13 protein-coding genes are annotated in these 20,653 nt (G+C 32.8%); 12 read left to right on the top strand and 1 reads right to left on the bottom strand.

Annotation, left to right across the window (positions count from 1 at the left end):
• Positions 1-3 precede the first annotated feature (3 nt).
• From H0Z29_05010 to H0Z29_04960, 11 genes are all read left to right on the top strand, one after another.
• Complete coding sequence (locus H0Z29_05010) at positions 4-1,824, top strand: BamA/TamA family outer membrane protein (GenBank protein MBO8130864.1); 1,821 nt, start codon at positions 4-6, stop codon at positions 1,822-1,824.
• 35 nt (positions 1,825-1,859) lie between these two features.
• Positions 1,860-4,472 carry an ATP-dependent chaperone ClpB gene (gene clpB / locus H0Z29_05005; protein MBO8130863.1) on the top strand — a complete coding sequence of 871 codons (2,613 nt, stop codon included), beginning with the start codon at positions 1,860-1,862 and terminating at the stop codon, positions 4,470-4,472.
• A 136-nt stretch (positions 4,473-4,608) separates the two neighbouring features.
• The gene (locus H0Z29_05000; GenBank protein MBO8130862.1) at positions 4,609-5,130 is read left to right on the top strand and encodes a tetratricopeptide repeat protein; all 522 of its coding nucleotides are present in this window, start codon (positions 4,609-4,611) and stop codon (positions 5,128-5,130) included.
• A gap of 3 nt (positions 5,131-5,133) precedes the next feature.
• On the top strand, positions 5,134-6,126 hold the full coding sequence (locus H0Z29_04995) for an AAA family ATPase (GenBank protein ID MBO8130861.1): 993 nt from the start codon (positions 5,134-5,136) through the stop codon (positions 6,124-6,126).
• Between the two features lie 6 nt (positions 6,127-6,132).
• Positions 6,133-7,014 carry a DUF58 domain-containing protein gene (locus H0Z29_04990; GenBank protein ID MBO8130860.1) on the top strand — a complete coding sequence of 294 codons (882 nt, stop codon included), beginning with the start codon at positions 6,133-6,135 and terminating at the stop codon, positions 7,012-7,014.
• 14 nt (positions 7,015-7,028) lie between these two features.
• Entirely contained in the window at positions 7,029-7,973 is a 945-nt protein-coding gene (locus tag H0Z29_04985) for a DUF4381 family protein (GenBank protein MBO8130859.1), read from the top strand.
• Between the two features lie 2 nt (positions 7,974-7,975).
• Positions 7,976-8,923, top strand: a complete 948-nt coding sequence (locus H0Z29_04980) for an ATP-binding cassette domain-containing protein (GenBank protein ID MBO8130858.1) — start codon at positions 7,976-7,978, stop codon at positions 8,921-8,923.
• 1 nt (position 8,924) lies between these two features.
• Positions 8,925-9,692: an ABC transporter permease subunit gene (locus H0Z29_04975; GenBank protein ID MBO8130857.1), complete on the top strand. Its 768-nt coding sequence runs from the start codon at positions 8,925-8,927 to the stop codon at positions 9,690-9,692.
• Between the two features lie 3 nt (positions 9,693-9,695).
• Positions 9,696-11,225, top strand: a complete 1,530-nt coding sequence (locus H0Z29_04970; protein ID MBO8130856.1) for a GldG family protein — start codon at positions 9,696-9,698, stop codon at positions 11,223-11,225.
• 3 nt (positions 11,226-11,228) lie between these two features.
• Positions 11,229-12,605: a DUF4340 domain-containing protein gene (locus H0Z29_04965; protein ID MBO8130855.1), complete on the top strand. Its 1,377-nt coding sequence runs from the start codon at positions 11,229-11,231 to the stop codon at positions 12,603-12,605.
• A 69-nt stretch (positions 12,606-12,674) separates the two neighbouring features.
• Positions 12,675-15,776: a PD-(D/E)XK nuclease family protein gene (locus H0Z29_04960; protein MBO8130854.1), complete on the top strand. Its 3,102-nt coding sequence runs from the start codon at positions 12,675-12,677 to the stop codon at positions 15,774-15,776.
• Here the strand turns inward: H0Z29_04960 and H0Z29_04955 are convergent.
• Positions 15,773-17,272 (bottom strand): DUF92 domain-containing protein, encoded by a 1,500-nt coding sequence (locus H0Z29_04955; GenBank protein ID MBO8130853.1) that lies wholly within the window; start codon positions 17,270-17,272, stop codon positions 15,773-15,775. The genes H0Z29_04960 and H0Z29_04955 overlap by 4 nt on opposite strands.
• A gap of 82 nt (positions 17,273-17,354) precedes the next feature.
• Between H0Z29_04955 and H0Z29_04950 the strand changes: the two genes are divergently transcribed.
• The gene (locus H0Z29_04950) at positions 17,355-20,630 is read left to right on the top strand and encodes a UvrD-helicase domain-containing protein (GenBank protein ID MBO8130852.1); all 3,276 of its coding nucleotides are present in this window, start codon (positions 17,355-17,357) and stop codon (positions 20,628-20,630) included.
• The last annotated feature ends 23 nt before the right edge of the window (positions 20,631-20,653 follow it).

Genomic DNA, 20,653 nt, shown 5'->3' with positions numbered 1-20,653 from the left:
AATATGAGAAAAATTCTAACAAAACTAATATCTATATTTTTATTTATCAGTCTTGTTTTTCCACAAGCGACAATAACTTCAAAAAGAAATTATTATGTCAATTATATTTATTTTTATGGTAATAAAAATTTTGAAGACAAGATTCTTAAGAAAAACCTGATTATGAAAGAAAAGGGATTGATTTCTAAATCTATCTTCAACAGAAGAATTCTTGAGCTGGATAAAATAAATCTTACAAATTTCTATAAAAACAATGGATTTCTTGAATGCATAATAAATGACTCTATTTCTATAGAAGATAATCTTGTGAATGTATATTTCTTTATAGTCGAGGGTAAAAGATACTACTTGAAAAGTTTAAAAATTACTGGTACCAGACAATTTTCAGAAAGGCAGTTAAGGAAATATTTTGACGTGAAAAATGGAGAGCCTTTTAACCAACATGCTATTAGAACAGGTCTAAACAAAATCTTATCACTTTACCTTGATAAAGGATATTTAAACGTAAAAATGAAGGATAAAATTCAGATCGAAGAAGATAATCAGATTCTATTTAAACTGTCGATCAATGAAGGCAGTGTGTATAAAATTGGAAATATAGATATTCAGGGACTTAAAACTGTTAAACCCAATATAGTTTTGAGAGAAATGATAATAAAAAGCGGTGATATTTATTCTAAAGAGAAAATAGAAAAATCCCGTAGATATATTTATGAAACAGGCCTCTTCTCAAGTGTAAATATAACAATAAGCTCCATAGATACTGTTAACAAAATTGCACATCTAAACATTATATTAAGAGAATTGGAAAAAAGATATCTGGGTCTTAGTATTGGTTTTGGTCAAGACCGTGGTATCTCAGCCGGTAGTGAACCATACACATCATTTGATATAACATCTGAATGGCTCCATAGGTATCTTACAAATCGTGGCACTAAACTAAACGTCAAATTAATCGGTTCATTAAATCTTTCCAGCGTTCATATAAGACCAAAAACAGATTTTGAAATAACTTATACAGAACCCTGGTTATTCAAATTTAGGTCTTTAACATCTGTTAAAACTTTTTTTAACAACCAAATTTATCAGAATCAAGAAATCACAAATTATGGTCAAGAATATTCACTAACTTATCGAAAAAGCAAGAGAAAGTTTATAAAAACAGCTTTTGAGATTAGGAGGGTTATATATAGTTATTCCTATGGTAGTTTGATATCACGACAAAGAGATGTAGAAAACTCCATAAATATAATTATTTATGAAGACAATAGAGATAACTTCCTTTACCCTTCTAATGGAACATTTTTTAATACTACAGCAAAACTAGCGGGAATATTTCCTTTTAGCACCACTAAATATTACAAACTCGAAACAACTTTTAACCACTATACAGATATATATAAAAATATAATCTGGGCAAATAGGGTAAAAATTGGAATCATGGATAATCTTGGTAAAAAGGCAACCCCGGAATATGAAATATTTTATCTTGGTGGTTCGACAAGCCTACGAGCATGGTTAGATAGAGAATATTTAATAGTCAATAAAAGACCTGTTGGAGGAAATCTTAAAGTAATTTTTAATACAGAATTACGTTTCCCGATTGTCTGGATTATGGGCGGTGAATTATTTATTGACATAGGAGATCTACAATATGACATAAAAGATGTCAATAAGATAGAGCTAAGTATAGATGCCGGATTTGGCTTAACATTTGCTACCCCTTTAGGACCGTTAAGAATTGACTATGCGAAAATTTTGAAATCGCGAGTAGAGACAAAAACCAATAGCCTGATACAATTTGCTTTACAATATGCGTTTTAATTGCTATTGGTAAAACAAAAAAGGGAGGGTAGCAAATGATAAATCTAGATCGTTATACAATAAAAGCACAGGAAATAATAAAGAATACAATAGATATAGCCTTAAAAAATAATAATCAGGCGATCGAACCAGAGCATGTCTTTCTCTCATTGTTAACGACCCCAGATAATGCTGGATTATCTGTGCTGAAGAAACTTGTTGGAAACATTGACCCAATAAAATCTGAAACAGAAAATCTAATCCAGAAACTACCAAAAGTAATAGGAACACCCGAACAGCCATTCTTAAGTAGTGACACAAATAGACTTTTCCAGATAGCAGAAGAAGAAGCAAGAAAATTTGGAGATGAGTATATAAGCGCTGAACATTTATTAATCGGTATAGAGAGTGTAGCAAAAGCAGGACTAAGGGCATTTCTAAAAAATAATGGAATCACTGCTGATTCAATCAAAAAAGCTATTAAAGAATTCAGAGGTACACAGAGGGTCACAGATCAATCACCAGAAGACAAATATCAGGCATTAAAAAAATTCTGTCGTGACCTGAACGATCTTGCAAAAAGGGGTAAACTCGATCCTGTAATCGGGAGAGAAGATGAAATAAGAAGGGTCCTACAGGTTCTATCTAGAAGAACCAAAAACAATCCAGTACTAATTGGTGATCCAGGAGTTGGGAAAACAGCAATTGTGGAGGGCTTAGCACTCCGCATAGTATCAGGTGATGTTCCCGAACCTATGAAAGATAAAAGGGTCATGGCATTGGATATGGGCGCTCTAATTGCGGGAGCTAAATACCGCGGTGAATTTGAGGACAGATTAAAAGCTGTAATAAAAGAAATAGTTGAATCCGATGGAAATATTATTCTATTTATCGACGAAATACATACAGTCGTCGGTGCTGGAGCTGCAGAAGGTGCTGTAGATGCATCAAATATTTTAAAACCTCCTCTTGCCAGAGGGGAATTGAGATGTATAGGAGCTACAACTGTCGAAGAATATAGAAAGTATATAGAAAAGGATAAAGCTCTCGAGAGGAGATTCCAGCCTGTATATATAGATGAGCCAAGCGTAGAAGATTCAATCTCTATATTAAGAGGAATCAAAGAAAGATATGAAATACACCACGGTATTAGAATAACAGATGGTGCAATTGTAGCTGCTGTAGAGTTATCTCATCGTTACATAACCGATAGATTTTTACCTGACAAAGCTATAGATCTAATTGATGAAGCAGCCAGTAGACTGAGGTTGCAGATTGATTCCATGCCTGCCGAACTGGATGAGATAAAAAGAAAAATTGCTCAATTAGAAATCGAAAACCTTGCATTATCCAAAGAAAAGGACAATCCTGAATCTCAAAAACAGATAGAAAAGATTCAACGTGAACTTGCTGAACTAAGGGAAAAGGAAAAGGTTCTCGAAAGTAGATGGCAAGAAGAAAAGGGACTTTTGAATAATATAAATGAACTTAAAAAGAAAATTGAAGATAAAAGATATGAAGCAGAACAAGCTGAAAGAGAGGGCAATTGGGAAAGAGCTGCACAAATTAAGTATGCTGAAATTATAGAATTAGAAAAAGCACTAGAAGAAGAAAAGAAAAAATTAGAGAAGATTCAAAGTCAGAAACCTCTACTTAAAGAAGAAGTTACCGCAGAAGATGTGGCAGAAATTGTATCTAAATGGACAGGTATACCTGTTTCTAAACTGGTAGAGACAGAAAAGGAAAAGCTCGTACATATGGAGGAAAGACTCAAACAGAGAGTAGTAGGTCAGGATGAAGCCGTAAAAGCAGTGTCCAATGCTATAAGAAGAGCCAGAGCTGGATTACAAGATAAGAATAGACCGCTCGCAACGTTCATATTTACAGGTTCCACAGGTATAGGTAAAACAGAATTAGCAAAAGCACTCGCTGAATTTCTATTCAACGATGAAAATGCCCTTATTAGAATAGATATGTCTGAATATATGGAAAAACATTCTGTTTCTAGATTAATTGGAGCCCCACCGGGATACGTAGGATATGAAGAGGGCGGACAACTAACTGAAGCAGTAAGGAGAAAACCTTATTCTGTAATACTATTAGATGAGATTGAAAAAGCTCACCCCGATGTATTCAATATACTGCTTCAAGTTATTGACGAAGGTAGATTGACCGATAATAAAGGTCGAGTTGCCAATTTCAAAAACACAATAATCATAATGACATCAAATCTTGGAAGTCAGTATATAATGAGCCAAGCAGAAACACTAAACGAGGATAATTTTGAAGTCATTTACGAAAATATAAAAGAAACAGTAATGAGAGAATTAAAGAGTCACCTGAAACCAGAATTTTTAAATAGAATAGATGAGATCATTGTTTTCAGACCATTACTGCCAAAAGATGTGGAAAAAATTGTTGAGCTACAATTTAGCAGGCTAACCAGTCAACTTGAGAGTCAAGGCATTAAAGTTCAGTTAACTCAAAAGGCAAGGGAAATACTCGCAAAAGCCAGCTGGGACCCTGCCTTTGGTGCTCGACCTGTACGCAGAGTGATACAAAAGAGAATACTTGATCCCCTGGCTCTCGAGATACTAGAAGGTAAATTTAAATCTGGAAATACTATCAAAGTTGATATTCAAAATGGTAATATTGTCTTTAAAAGATAAATTTTTCTGGAACATCATCAACTAAATCGTAATATAATACCTGATTTTTTGTCTTTGAGCATTTCTTTCCATTGAATAAATTACCATACCTATGAGGGGTTATGAATTATTACAAAATAGTTACACGAGGTGACTTATGAAAAGCTTAAATCTGATATTATCAATTTTAGTATTGATTGCTCTACTCTCAATATTTCATTGCTCAAAGGAACCAAAAATGGATCCAAAGGGATATTGGGATCAGGCAACATCCTTATTAGAGAAAAAGAAGTACGAAGAGAGCATCAATCTTTATCGGAAAATGGTTAGATACTATCCGGAAGACTCACTTACTGTTGAAGCACTCTTTGTAATGGCTGGAATTTATAAAAATAACCTTAGGGAAATGGATAGTGCCCTTGCTATTTATAATAGAATCTGTCAGAAATATCCGAAATCTCCAAAAGCTCCAAATGCTATGTTTATGATTGGTTATATCTACGCCAACGAAATCAAAGACTATGAAAAAGCCAGGGAGAGTTATAATGCTTTTCTTAATAAATATCCTCACCACATTTTAGCTCAATCAGCGAAGTGGGAACTAAAATATCTCGGTAAACCACTCGATGAAATACCGGAACTACAAACTTTTACAAAGGAAAATCGAAGCAAGAGGTAACTCATGGTTTTTGATCTAACAGATCTAAACGAAAGAATTCGAGATGAAAGTACATTCATACAAAAAATAAAAGACGAGATTAAAAAAGTAATTGTTGGACAAGACGTAATTATTGAAAGATTGATAATAGGGCTCTTATGCCGTGGGCATATTCTCATAGAGGGAGTCCCTGGTCTGGCAAAAACTCTAACTATCAGCACTCTCTCAAAAATAATTAAAACAACATTCAGAAGAATCCAATTCACACCGGATCTACTTCCTGCTGACTTAATAGGAACACTGGTTTATAATCAAAAGACTGGAGAATTTGAAACGAAAAAAGGACCGATATTTGCAAATATAATCCTCGCAGATGAAATAAACCGTTCTCCTGCCAAAGTTCAATCAGCCCTCTTAGAGGCGATGCAGGAAAAACAGGTAACAATTGGTGAAAAAACACATAAGTTGGAAGAACCGTTCCTTGTATTAGCCACACAAAATCCCATAGAACAGGAAGGGACATATCCTCTGCCCGAGGCACAAATCGATCGATTCATGTTAAAGGTTCTGATAGGTTATCCCAGCAAAGATGAGGAAATAAAAATTATAAAAAGGATGGCAAAAACAGATGGCTTGCCTGAGGTAACCCCGATTGTAGATCCAAAAAATATTTTGAAAGCAAGGAAAGTTCTAAATGATATATATGTTGACGAAAAAATAAATAAATACATCGTAGATATTGTCTTTGCTACAAGGGAACCTGAAAATTACGGCTTAAAAGATATCGCTGGTCTCATTGAATACGGTGCTTCACCGAGGGCATCAATATACCTTACTCTCGCAGGAAAAGCAAAAGCCTTCATCAATGGAAGAGGATATGTAATCCCTGAAGATATAAAGGATATTCTCCATGATGTCTTAAGACATCGTATTATACTAACTTTTGAAGCTGAAGCGGAAGAAATTACATCAGACAACATAATCAATCGAATAGCTGAAAAGATCGAAGTACCGTAATAATCAATGCTACCACAGGAATTATTAAAAAAAGTAAAACTATTAGAACTAAAGACAAGGAACTTGGTTAATGATGTATTTAGTGGCGAATATCATTCTATATTCAAGGGAGTTGGAATCGAATTCTCTGAAGTCAGGGAGTATCAGTATGGAGATGATATCCGAACGATTGACTGGAATGTTACAGCAAGATACAATAAACCATTCGTAAAAATTTTCAATGAGGAAAGAGAATTAAACGTTGTACTCGCCATCGACCTTTCTGCATCCCAATATTTTGGTACTATAAAAAAATTTAAACATGAAATTGCAACAGAAATTTGCGCTCTTCTTGCTTTTTCTGCTATAAAAAATAATGATAAAGTAGGCCTGTTAATCTTTACCGATACAATAGAAAAATTTATACCTCCCAAAAAAGGCAAAAGCAATGGATTGAGGGTTCTAAGGGAAATTCTTTATTTTAATCCAGAATCAAAGGCAACAAATATATCAAGTGCTATAGAATACCTTATCAGAATTTTAAAAAGAAAATCTATTATATTTATTATTTCAGATTTTCTTGATGATGGTTTTATTCATTCAATGAAAATATTAAATAAAAAACACGATGTTATTGCTATAAAACTAAAAGATCATAGAGAAAAAGAATTGATACCTATGGGATTGATGAGAATATATGATCCGGAAACAGGTGAAGAAGTATGGATTGATCTATCCAACAGAAAAAAAATTCAAACTTATAAGGACTATATTGAACAAAGGGAACAGGAATTCATTAAAGAAGCGAAAAAAATGAAACTTGATCTAATCGAGATTGACACAGGAAAAAGCTATATCGAACCACTAGTGAGATTTTTCAAATTGAGGGAACTCAAGTACAAAAGATAAGGAATATTGGCTTTATGAAAAGAAATACGATTTTCCCGAATACGGTTATATTGATTATTTTATTCTTTACAAATATTCATTCATTAACTAAATCAATAAATGTTTCAATAAGCATTGATACCACCATTGCAACAATTGGCGATAGAATTAATTTAAATATAGTACTTTCGTACCCAACCAATAAAACCCCAATCTTACCTAAAACAACCAACAAAATAGGTGATTTTGAAATCATTGATTATAAATTTTTTAAACCAAAAATAGAAGGAGATTGTATAAAACAAAAAGCAAAATTTGTAATCACAAGCTTCGATACGGGGAAGGCTACAGTTCCCTCTTTCAATATTCTATTTGTTGATAAAAACGATTCAACATCAATTGATACATTCAAAACCAAAGAATGTAGTGTTAATTTTATTTCAACCCTACCACCAAATACTCAAGATATAAAAGATATTAAGCCTCCTTTCCCTCTACCATCAATAATCCAATGGGACTATATCATTGTTTCATTAGTAGTAATCCTACTTATAATCGCAGGAATTATATATTACACGAAATGGAAAAGGAGCTTATATTATTTTAAAGTAATGGATAAATTTCTTACTCCGCCCCACATAGAAGCTATCGAAAAAATTGAAGAAATAAAAAAAGATGGTTCCGTTCCATCATACAAAAGATGTGAACAATTATCTTCCATATTGAGAAGATATCTTGAACGTAGATATTTTATGAGAGCTCTTGAGATGACAACAGAAGAAATAACAGAAGCCCTTAGTTTACAAGAAGTAGACGATTTTAGTAAAAAATTGATAATAAAAGTTCTCGAACAGCTAGACGAGGTTAAATACGCTAATAAGCCTATAGATGAAAAAAATATAGAATCCATAGCTAATGAGGCAATACAGTTTATATATGATACAAAAAAGGAACCTTTAATCAAAACTGAGGAGGTATAAAGGTGATAGAAGTAAGAAATTTAGTAAAATATTATGGAAACCTTGCGGCTGTAAAAGACATATCATTCACCGTAGAAAAGGGAGAAGTTCTTGGTTTTCTGGGACCAAATGCGGCAGGAAAAACTACAACAATGCGAATTATCACCGGTTATATGCCACCGACCGGTGGTACAGTGACTGTTTCCGGATATGATATATTTAAGAATCCACTTGAGGTTAAAAAGAGAATAGGTTACCTTCCTGAAAATCCACCTCTTTATCTTGATATGAAAGTCAGAGACTACTTGAAATTTGTAGCGGAAATAAAGGGAGTGGATAAAAAAGGTATAAATGCAGAGGTTGAACGTGTAGCTGAACTCACTTCTATTACACACGTTCTTGAAAAATACACAGGAAAACTCTCCAAGGGTTACAAGCAAAGAGTTGGTTTAGCACAGGCACTTATCAACAACCCACCTGTTTTGATCCTGGATGAGCCGACAATTGGCCTCGACCCGAAGCAGATAATAGAAGTAAGAGAATTAATAAAAAGTCTTGGTAACGAACACACTATAATTCTGTCCACCCATATACTACCTGAGGTAAGTATGACATGCAGCCGTGTGATAATAATAAACGAGGGGAAACTGGTAGCTATAGACTCACCTGATAACCTTACAACAAGGCTGCAAGGTTCAGAAACTGTGTATCTTGAAGTTGACGGACCAATCCAGCAGGTATTAAATACAATTAACAATATGGAAGAAGTTATCTCCGCTCAGATTGAACAGAAGAAAAATGAAGCCATTGCCACCTACAAGGTACAATCCAGGGTTGGCTCAAATATTCAGAGAAAACTTGCTAGCACAATAGTTAACAACAATTGGGGATTATTAGAACTAAGAACTGAAAGATTGAGTCTTGAGGAAATCTTCCTTAAACTAACAACAAAAGAGGAGGAGATAAATTAAAATGAGTAACATAATTGCTATATTCAAAAGGGATGCCCGTGGATACTTTACATCTCCAATCGCTTATATCGTCATTGGATTGTTTCTTGTGGTCTCGGGAATTTTCTTTTATTTAATGTTAAGAAGCTTCCTGCAATATAGCTACGCCGCAATGATGCAAAGAGCGGGGTACCCAATCAACGTTAACCTCATGCTGATCAGACCATTTCTTCTGAATACCTCGGTGATAATACTCTTTATTGTTCCTATAATCACTATGAGGTCATTCTCCGAGGATAAAAAAAGCGGCACAATGGAATTACTTCTAACAAGCCCTATAACAAATTCCCAGATTATAATTGGTAAATTCATAGCATCCTATCTGCTTTACACTGTGATGGTTTCAATGACATTCATATTTATGATTTTTCTTTTTATATGGGGAAAACCGCAATTTATGCCAATTTTTATTGGTTATATAGGAATACTACTCTTAGGTGCTGCTCTAGTAGCAACTGGGAATTTTATATCATCGCTGACAGAAAACCAGATTGTGGCAGCTATCGGAACCTTTGGCGCTACAATGCTACTTTGGGTTATCGGATTTGCCGGCGATTTTGCAGGAAAGGTCTTTGGAAATATCTTGAAATATCTATCAATAATTGAGCACTTTGACGATTTCTCAAAGGGAATATTCGATACAAATCATCTGGTATTCTATCTTTCATTGATGCTTATAATGTTATTTCTAACATATCAATCAATAGAATCTTCAAAATGGAGGGGATAAAAAATGAAGTTTTATAGATGGTTATTAATTACTGGAATCGGCCTGATTTTCATAGGGCTTATTATCTATTCTATAACCAATCTATGGGATTTGAAAACAATAATACCACTTGCAATTGGTCTTGGATTGACAATTTTTTCACTAATAAAACTCGATTTCACGCAAATAATAAAGAACCGCAGATTTCAATATGGATCTAATGCCATAATAGTAATTCTTCTGGTTGTAGCAATTGTTGGCCTTCTGGACTTTTTCCTTGCAAGACATACAATTAGAATAGATACTACTGCAAGTAAGATCTTCAGCCTATCTGATCAAACAAGAAAAATTCTCAAAAATCTCGATAAAGATGTAACTGTACTTGCTTTTGTAAAAGATATAAACAAAGAGTCGGTAGAAGACCTCTTAAAAGAATATGCTCACCTTTCAAAACATTTCAAATATGAACTAATAGATCCGGATGAAAAACCAGCTATTGCGAAAAGGCATCGTGTTAAAGCTTACGGGAATCTTGTTATTATCTGTAACGATAGAGAGGAACAGATCGATCAGGCAACCGAAGAAAAAATAACCAACGCTATTATAAAAGTAACACGTGAGGAGAAAAAAAAGGTATATTTTGTTTCCGGACACGGAGAAGGAAGTATAACAGACAACGAAAGGTACGGGTTTTCAAAAGCGAAAGAGGCTATATTAGAGCAAAACTATGAGGTGGAGGATTTACTACTTGCAGATAAAGATTCAATACCAGATAATGCCTCAGTAATCGTTCTCCCCGGTCCAAAGAAAGAATTATTCGAACATGAAAAAGAAATGCTTAAAGACTACATTGATAGGGGTGGTAGTGTACTATTAATGCTTGATCCAAGACCATCAATTGGATTAATAGAGTTCCTTAAACCTTACGGTGTACAAGTTGGTGACGATATAGTTATAGATGCAAGTGGGCTGGGACGTCTATTTGGCGCTGGCCCTGATATACCCCTTGTGGCTAATTACGGATCACACCCAATTGTTAGCGAAATGGGTAACTATATGACCTTTTTCCCAGGTGTAAGATCCGTTAGAAAGGATGAAGAAAATAACGATACCAAGATTAAAATAGTAGAACTTGCCAAAACAAGTCCTCAGAGCTATGCAGTAAAAAATTTCGAAGAAATGTATAAAACAGGAAAGATAAAAATCAGTAAAGACGATGAAAAAGGTCCTATTCCAATCGCAGTAGCTGTAACCAAAAATGTTGAAAAAGATGAAAATAAAATACGTGATAAAGCAAGACTTGTCGTTGTTGGAGATTCTGATTTTGCCACTAACGCCTATTTTTCAAATCAAGCAAATGGCGATCTATTTATGAATATGATTAACTGGCTACTGGCTGATGAAGACCTGATTTCTATTAGACCAAAATCTCCAGATGTTAGAACAGTAAATATGACTCCAGCACAGGTTAAAACAGTGTTCTGGTTAACTGTTATAATCCTACCAGCTATCTCCTTTATAGTCGGCGTTTTGGTTTATATAAGGAGGAGGTAAAAAATGAAATGGAAGAATACCCTGATACTTTTCTCGGTATTTCTTGTTTTACTAGCTATTATATATATTTTTGAAATACAAGGAACAAAGAAAAGAGAAGCAAAAGAAGAATACGAAAAACTTTTGCTAAAAGTTGATAAAGATAGCGTGGTAGAATATTCACTTAAAAATGAAAAAGATACTCTAACAGTAAGAAAATCAAATGGTAAGTGGGACATAGTTTCCCCATTTTTTGCTGGGGGAGATAATAAAAAAATTCAATCAAATCTTGAGTCAATACTTGAAAGTAAAATTGAACGAACTATAGTGCAAAACTTAACTGATCTTGAGCCATATGGACTTCATAAACCAAGGGGAGAGGTTACTGTAGTAAAGAGTGACTCTTCGAAAATAAGACTTTTAATCGGTGATGAAAATCCAACGGGTTCCTTTATTTATGTAAAATATCCTGAAAAGCCCGATATTTACACTACCAAAAAGTCTCTATGGAGTTATGTGAATAAATCTATATACGATCTGCGAGACAAGCAAATACTGCATTTTGATAAGGACAACGTAAGGAAAATAGATTTATCTTCTAAAAAGTATGGTAAAATAATAATCGAAAAAATTGGAGAGGACAAATGGCAAATCACTGAACCTATAAAATATCCTGCAAGATCAAGCACCGTTAGGATATATCTGAATTCATTAACTGGCAATAAAGCAAAAGAATTTGTTGACGAAGACCCACAAGACCTGAAAAAATATGGTCTTAAAAACCCACTTCTTATAGTCAATTGTTACGTTGGGGAAGAATTGACAAAGGCAACCCTCATTATTGGTGATAGTCTGGATGGTTCCAGTAAATTCTATTCAAAAGAAGAGTCAAGAAAACCAGTCTTCACAATACAAAAATATGTATTCAGAAACCTAAACAAAGATGCTTTTTATTTCCAGGAGAAAAAAATATCCGGCTATGATGGGAAGAATGCCGATAGCATTATTGCAAAGATAGAAGATGAAGAATTTGCCTGTGTAAGAGATACTAACAATCACTGGATAATTGTAAAACCCGATACTATAGAGCTTGAAAAATCAAGAATAAATAACTGGTTAAACGGCATCAGAGACTTCATAGTTGATAAACTCGTAACTTATAAACCTAAGGGGCTAAAAACATATGGTCTGGACTATCCAAGTGTGAAGATAGCATTATTTAATAAAGGCAAAAAAGTAGAATCAATTCTTGTTGGCAAAAAAGACGGTGACTATTATTACACAAAGAATGAATCCTATCCATATGTATATAAAATAAAAGAATACAAAGTCAAAAGACTGTTGAAGAAAATAAATGACCTGAAGAAATCGGAGGAAAAAGATAGCAAGTCAGAAAAGTAAAAAATGGCTTTTATTATTGATGAAAAAAATTAGGGGACGCTATTGTCCCCTTTTTGTTTAAATTTAAATATGAGAAATATAACCTATCTCTTCGCTCCAATTGGATCAAATTACACTGAAAAAATAATTCAGATCATTTCAAACCACATGGGTAATGATTCAAAAGTCTATATAATTACCTCTTCAAACCTTTATGCAGAAAAATATAAACGATTGATATCTCAAAATGGTATAAAATACACACCCGGGCAAATCATGATTGGAACAATACTATATTTTGCGGAAAAAATTCTTGATAATCAAAAAATCCTCTATAACTCACTATCACCGGCTGAGGAACAGCTCCTTATTTATAAGCTAATTATGGATTCATCAAAGTCTAAAGATGAAATAGAGCAAATTCGAACTCTCTCAAAAGTCCCATCTTACTATGATATTTTATTAAAACTAAAAGAGCAGGCGATAAAAAAAGAGGATGTTTATAGATATCTAAAAAACAAGAACATTGATGATAGTGAAAAAAATACTATACTAAAAATATTCTTCCAAGAGCTGGGATTTGAAGAATCAGAACGCAAATACTCAAACTCATATAAAATTTTAAAATCAATCAACTATATTAAAAATTTTATTAACAATAGAATGAATAATATTCTAATAGTCGATGGTTTTTATGAATTAACCAAATTGCAAAAAATTTTCCTTCAAGAAGCTATAAAAAATGTCACAAACTGCTACATAAGATTAATCAAGGGCTCAAATCCCGTATATGAATATTGCTCAGTAGACCATACCTACTTCGGAACAGGGAAAAGCATATACATCGAAGAATACAACAAGCATAATATTATAGCAGATATTAGACGACTAATTTTCAACAACGAGAACTATTTAGATATCGAATTAAACTTTTCAACAAAAAAATATGAGCTCAACTGTGACAGTAAAGATATTAAAATAATCAAATGTTCAGACAGGGAATCAGAGGTTGAGATAGCATGCAAAACAATTAAGCACTGGATACTAAATGGTATTAATCCATCGGAGATATGCGTAACCTATCGAGGAGGATATGACTATTCAAAACTTTTTAGATTTTATCTAAATAAATATAGAATACCTTATAAAGAAAAAATACCTTGTACAGGCTATGAACCTTTATCTGAATTTATCCTAAAGCTTATTGAATTAAACATCTCAAATTTTGAACGAGACAAACTATTAGATTTCTTAAAATGTAACCTGCTAAACAGACATTTTGATAGAGAAATAGTTTTAAAATTTGAGAAAATTTCTTCCCGCTGGGGAATAATATACGGAGAAAAAGCATGGATAAAGGCATGCGATAAAAGAAAAGCTTACCTTAATTTCATCCTAGAAAATTATTTAGAAGATGAGGCAACACAGGAAAAAGAATCCATCAAAAATGAAATAAAAATTCTCGACGAGATAAGAGCTTTACTTTCTAAATTCTTAAATATATTTCATCTTGAAAAAAAAGCTACACTAAAAAATTATATAAAATCATTGTTAGAGATTACAAGCCAGATTGGATCTGAAATCGAATCACCCTATACAAAAAAATTATTAAATTTATTTCATAGTTTGTTTAATAATTCATCCCACAGAATAAGCTTGAATACTTTACTTAATATTCTTACAAATCTATTATATCAAAAAATTGAGTACAGAAGTGAAGACTACGGCGTTACTATTTCTGATGTTATGAACATAAGAGGCGCGGAGCCAGAATGCATGGTAATTCTGGGCTTTGTAGACGGAGAATTTCCACTCTATAGGTACGATTCAAAATGGGAATTATCACTAAAAGAGGAATTGAACACACTTTTTAATGAACAAATTTTTGATATAGGTAAAAAATATCTGGTGGAGGAACAGTTTTTACTATATTACCTTATCTCATCTACTAAAAGCAAACTAATGTTGACCTACCCTGAATTTGACCTAAGAAGAAAACAGCTTCAAACTTCACCATTCATTTATGAGGTGGCAAATGTTTTAAAATCCCTTTCAAAATCCTTTTATATTGAATCCTATAACAGCAATAATATTGAATTAACAATCGATACAGCATACAACGAACAAGAATTGCTTGATGCTTCCTCTCTCAATAAAGAAATTATATCTGTTGTAGCCCCGGAAAAATATAAATTTATAATTGAAAGAGCGAGAATCGAAAATTGGAGAATAAATCGAATCTATAACTCCTTCACCGGAAAAATTTCTAACAACTCTCTTATAATGGAGTTTTTCAAAAAAAATATCTCGATTTCACGTTTACATGAATACACTAAGTGCCCTTTTTATTTCGCTTGTAAGAATATCTGGAAGATAGAGGTAGTTGAAGAACCTTACTTTGAAATTGACAGGATGATGATTGGACTGATAATACACAAGTTGCTCGAAGAGTATGTGAAGGATTTCTTACTCAGGAAGGAAATAAACCCTGAATTAAGCTGGGCTGAATACCTTGAACAATACGATCCCGAATGCGAAGATGAGATGATTGAAAATTTAATAAAAGAATATAACCATGAAATATCACTATTGCCACCCATGATACGAAATCAAAAGTTGGAATTTTTAAAACTGGGTTTAAAGAATTTTATAGATTACGAAATCGCCTTATCAAAAAAATCAAATTATCAGCCTATTTTCGCCGAAAAGGAAGTAAAAGCCAAAATAAATGAGCTATCATTGCCGGACGGATTAAAAGAGGTAAATTTTATAAGCAAAATAGATAGGATTGACTATAATATAGACTACAATGGTTACACAATCATCGAGTACAAATTGAGCTCAAGTAGTATTCCCAATACCCTTAAAAGCTTAGAGGAGAAAAGATATCTTCAGATACCATTTTACCTTTTAATGTTAAAATATAACAGAGGATATAGTGATAAACCGATTTTAGGTGGTGTATACTTCTCATTTAAAGATGGGACAAGATCAAATGCCTTTTCGAAAATACAACTTATAAAAAGGCAAAATAAATTTATTGAAGATCTCGATGAAAAATTGAATACAACAAAGAACATTTTATCTGAAATAATCAATAAAATCTACCAGGGAGACTTTTCTGTCAAACCTTTCGATTCAAATGAATGTAAAAACTGCGAATACAGTGACGTCTGCCATGTATATTATTAATTAAAAAGCTTATATAAAATAACAGAATAAACCCCGCCCGAAAAAGTACATATAAGATTAACAAAATCGTTATTGACAAACGATAAACCGGACTCTATTTTAGTCACTGCGCCATTACAATGTTTACGTTTTTCAGTGAGTTTACCGCATGATGGGCATCTATATTGAGCCTGGATTGTTGCCCCCAGAATAGAATCTGTCAGGGCACCAAGAAATCCACCAATTATTATAGGTATAAAAATCCTCGATTTCTCAATAGTACTCAGCAATCCAGAAATAGAAAGAGCTGATGCTCCGAGAAAAGCACCAAATGTTCCAAGGACAGTTATCCCACCTGAGGAGCCAGCTTCTACAGGATAAAATCGTATAATATTAACTGGTTTCGCCTTCGATAAAACCCCGATCTCAGTCCCCCATGTGTCTGCAGTTGCTGCTGCTATCGAACCCAGGAAAAAAATAAAAAATATATCATCGCCTGTGTACCAATATAACAGTGCACAGATAAAAGCTACTATGCCATTTGCCAAGACCTGATAAACATCCCGTATATCATCTTTTTCGACCACCTCCCTTATAATTTTCTTCTTAGATTTCCCTATCTTTGAAAGAATGGAAGACAAAATATAAAAAACTACCATTGGCACAACCCATGGTAAACCGCCAATAGAAAATACAATCGAACCAATAATCATAGCACCAAATGATCCCCCTAGATCAAGGGAATGTAATTTTAGAGACGCAAAAGCAAGGAAGAAGCTAAATAGTAACCAACCTCCTATTAAAATCAATTTATTCCAATTGGCTCCTATGCAGATATCAAGCATAAGTGCTGAAAATAAAGGTAGAGTGATATTATCAGAGCCAGACCAGGAAGCAGCCTCTAATACCATCGAAATTACAGCCACATAAATGCTTATTAAAATTATTCGAATAATATTCCCATCAAAAGAATCAATGTATTTTCCAGCCAAAAAAAGAACAATTACTGTGATAAAAAAAGATGAGATAAAAACTATGAAACTGCCAAGGACGCTCTTTTCATCTTTCCACGGCTTAAACCTTTTGCTCATAAACCTATTACCAATAATTGATGCAAGAGGATCTGATAGCGTCATTATCAGCATACCAGTTATCAAAATATATGCTCTATCCCAGTAAAGCAATATCAGTATTAAAAATGATAACGGGAAAAATACAGTCCCCAAACTAAATCTCTCAATCCCATGAATACCCTTCCACCTATTCATAATAATGTTTATAGAATTTAAAACTATAAAAATAGATGCAAGAATAGCAGGTATAAGCGGAGATCTAATGGTAAATGGACAAGTAACTACCAATATACCAACGCCTATATGAACAAAATATCTGGTTACCTCCGGTTGTATTTTCAATCTTTTAAATAATATATTACTTATTCCAACCATTGAAATGATAAGAAAAAAATATACTATAAACCCGATCCAATCACTTCTAAATATGCTATAAAAAGGCATCTTTACTCCCCAAAATACAACTACAATATCACATCCAATTTTATTATATTTAATCTGTATAAACAATATTCTGTCAGGTATTATGTCATATAACAGTAAAAGTAAGCTAACAAATGATGAATCCATAATGATATGTGCATCTGCAGGTACAGGCAAAACTAAAATGCTTGTTGACAGATTTGTCGATCTAATCAGGTCAGGTAAAGCAGATATTGACCAACTTGTCGCCATTACATTTACAGAAAAAGCCGCCACGGAAATGAAGGAAAGAGTTTATGAAGAACTATATAAGGAGAAATTATTTAATAATTTGATAGAACTTCAGCATGCTATATCTAACTCATTTATATCCACCATACATAGTTTTTGTGCAAGAATAATTCAGGAAAACATAGACAGTACTCAATTACCATATAACTATACGATTATAGACGAGGCAGAAGAAAATATAATAAGGGAAAGATTTACAAACAGGTTTTTAAGCGATCACATAGAAAATGACTCCAAAGAATTAAAGATTTTATTAAAATACATGTCTATTAATAAAATTAAAAAGCTTATCTTTAACAGCTGGGAAAGATATTTCCTAATAAAAAAATATAAAAATAAACTGACTGATATAAATTCCTATATTTCAATTATTAATAATATTGTAAATTCTATGTTAAAATCCTATTTAAGAGACGAGAGAATCAAAAACCTTATTACCTCCCTTCTACCATTTAAGGATCAACTTAATGAAAATCAACTGCTATTCCTCAATAATTTTGAAAAAAACAATATTGATAGAGACGACTTTACTTCTTTCTTCTCCGACAGAGCCGATAAACTAAAAAACATTGATCTAAAATGTTACCGACTATACCAGGAATTAAAAAATGAATATTACAGTGAAATAAACTTTTTGAAGAGGCTTTCATTATCCGATATTGATGAAAAATTTATCGAAGTAAACACGCATGCTTATAACTTGATAAATGAATTTCTGGATAAATATAGGCAGGAACTTGAGTTAAATGGTTTACTTGATTTTACAGGAATGGAATTATATGCAATAGAATTTTTAAACTCGAAATCTGAAAGAGCAATTCAATTCTGTAAAAGATTTAAATATTTACTTGTTGATGAGTTTCAGGATATAAATCCGGTGCAACATGAAATAATACAAGAAATATTAAACAATAATCCGAAAATCAAAGTATTCTTTGTTGGTGATGAAAAACAATCCATATATCGATTCAGAGGAGCAGTAGTCGAAATTATGAATCAGCAAAAAAATAAGCTCAAAACAGACGAGCTTTTGATAAACTATCGAAGTATAGACAAGCTTGTCGACTTTCAAAATGAAATTTTCCCAAAGCTGTTTAAATCTTCCAAAACCATTTACCCCTTTGAAGCATCTTATCCATCAGTGCCTATTAAAGCTCAAAATAAACCAAGGATTACTAATAAACCCGTAGAAATCATAATATTAAAACACGATAAAAAAATTCCAGAAGAGAACATCGATTATATAGAGCTGGAAGCATTCCTGATCGCCAATAAAATTAAAGATATGGTAAATAATCTAACCATATACAAAGTCAAAGATAATAAATTTGACAAAGTAAAATACAAAGATATAGCAATTCTATTAAGAGCTTATACCCATCAGGAAAAGTACGAAAAGGCACTTAAGGAGATGAATATTCCTTATCACACACTTACAGGATTTGGATTCTATAACCTACCAGAAGTAAAAGATCTCATCAATTTTATTAGAGCACTTATAAATTTCTATGATGAACCTGCTCTTATTGGAACTATCAGGTCAAGCATGTTTGCTATCAGTGATGATGCTATCAACGAGCTTGCGACAGCGGGTACAATTACCGAGGGATTACACAAGTATTTATATAACAATAAAAAGTTTAATTTAAGCGAAAACGATATCTCTAAACTGGAATTTTTTAAAAATCTTTATTTAAAGCTCCAATCTCTGCTATATGAAGACAATATTATCAACCTTCTTGAAAATATTATAGAGGAAACAAACTACCTATCAATTTTAGCAAACTTAAAAGAGGGGAAAAGAAAAGTAGCAAATGTTAAAAAATTACTAAACTTAGCCCGCGAGTGGTATTCAATCTCTGGTCTCAGTCCAGTTGATTTTGTAAGAAAAATAAACACTTACAAAAATATAAACGTAAAAGAAGGTGAGGCACTTAAGGAAGACACTGATGAAGATTCAGTAAAAATTATGACAATACATTCCTCAAAAGGGCTCGATTTCCCGGTGGTGATAATTCCCTTATCATATAGCCTAACTACATCATCACCTCTAATCTTCACTGACGAAAATGCTGGAACAGTATTGAATATCAAAGATCAGGCAACTAAAGAAGAACCAGCAATCGTAAAAGCTCTAAAAAAACTAGAACAATTGAAAGATGCTGCAGAGGAAAAAAGAATATTTTATGTTGGCGTAACAAGAGCAAGTTCCCACCTGATAATAACAGGTATCGAAAAAGAAAGAACAAGATACAATATAAACTGGCAATCCTTAAGACAATACCTTCAAAAGAATAATCTTAAATCATCTATAACAATCAAAGAAATAATCCCAGAGGATATAAGAATTGGAAAAGAGGAAGTTCACTATGAAGAAATTGCTCTAAAAAATTACAAGAGACCCAGATTTTCGAAAGACAAAATAGATGAAATAAGGACCAGAACTTCTCCAATTGAGAAAAAAATTACAAGAATAACTCCAACTGAATACGCTGATAAAACCATTTCAACTATCACTCCATATAATGTGATCGCCGACTCAACTCCACTTAATCCAGTTGAACTGGGAAACTTAGTTCATAAAGCTTTATCATTATGGGATTACAAAAATTTAGATGATATAAAGAATTATATAGTTGATTTAATCAATATACAAAGATTGACTGGCAAGGAAAAGTCAATACTTATCAATGAAATCTTCAACTGGATTGAAAATTTTGCTTCATCCGGAAATCCAGTTTACCAGCTAATCAGAAACTCTCAAGAAATAAAAACAGAAGTAGAGGTAATGGGATATATTAATAACATATTCATAGAAGGGGCCATAGATCTGCTCTTAAAGAATGAACAGTCATATTATATAATAGATTACAAAACAGACCATAGCGAATTATCCAAGAATGACACAGTTATAAAAAAGTACAAAGCCCAATTAGACCTGTACGCTACAGTACTTTATGAATGTTACCATCTACCAGTAAGAGAATATTTAATCCACTTTCTTAGAAACAATAAAACTATACGAACAACCGTTAATAACGAACTTATATTATCTGTAATAGAAAACCTTAAAAATATAACCCCATAAATCTCTAAAAATATAAACTTTTA

It is taken from the genome of Candidatus Neomarinimicrobiota bacterium (assembly GCA_017656425.1).
In the GTDB taxonomy this organism is placed as follows: Bacteria; Fidelibacterota; UBA2242; order UBA2242; family B5-G15; genus JACDNV01.
Note: the sequence above shows the minus strand (reverse complement) of the source record. Positions and strands in the feature narration are given on the sequence as shown.

What these genes read in the sequence shown, in the direction of transcription:
- H0Z29_05010 (MBO8130864.1), top strand. Translation starts at nt 4, where the DNA reads ATGAGAAAAATTCTAACAAAACTAATATCTATATTTTTATTTATCAGT.
- clpB (MBO8130863.1), top strand. Translation starts at nt 1,860, where the DNA reads ATGATAAATCTAGATCGTTATACAATAAAAGCACAGGAAATAATAAAG.
- H0Z29_05000 (MBO8130862.1), top strand. Translation starts at nt 4,609, where the DNA reads ATGAAAAGCTTAAATCTGATATTATCAATTTTAGTATTGATTGCTCTA.
- H0Z29_04995 (MBO8130861.1), top strand. Translation starts at nt 5,134, where the DNA reads ATGGTTTTTGATCTAACAGATCTAAACGAAAGAATTCGAGATGAAAGT.
- H0Z29_04990 (MBO8130860.1), top strand. Translation starts at nt 6,133, where the DNA reads ATGCTACCACAGGAATTATTAAAAAAAGTAAAACTATTAGAACTAAAG.
- H0Z29_04985 (MBO8130859.1), top strand. Translation starts at nt 7,029, where the DNA reads ATGAAAAGAAATACGATTTTCCCGAATACGGTTATATTGATTATTTTA.
- H0Z29_04975 (MBO8130857.1), top strand. Translation starts at nt 8,925, where the DNA reads ATGAGTAACATAATTGCTATATTCAAAAGGGATGCCCGTGGATACTTT.
- H0Z29_04970 (MBO8130856.1), top strand. Translation starts at nt 9,696, where the DNA reads ATGAAGTTTTATAGATGGTTATTAATTACTGGAATCGGCCTGATTTTC.
- H0Z29_04965 (MBO8130855.1), top strand. Translation starts at nt 11,229, where the DNA reads ATGAAATGGAAGAATACCCTGATACTTTTCTCGGTATTTCTTGTTTTA.
- H0Z29_04960 (MBO8130854.1), top strand. Translation starts at nt 12,675, where the DNA reads ATGAGAAATATAACCTATCTCTTCGCTCCAATTGGATCAAATTACACT.
- H0Z29_04955 (MBO8130853.1), bottom strand. Translation starts at nt 17,272, where the DNA reads ATGCCTTTTTATAGCATATTTAGAAGTGATTGGATCGGGTTTATAGTA.
- H0Z29_04950 (MBO8130852.1), top strand. Translation starts at nt 17,355, where the DNA reads ATGTCATATAACAGTAAAAGTAAGCTAACAAATGATGAATCCATAATG.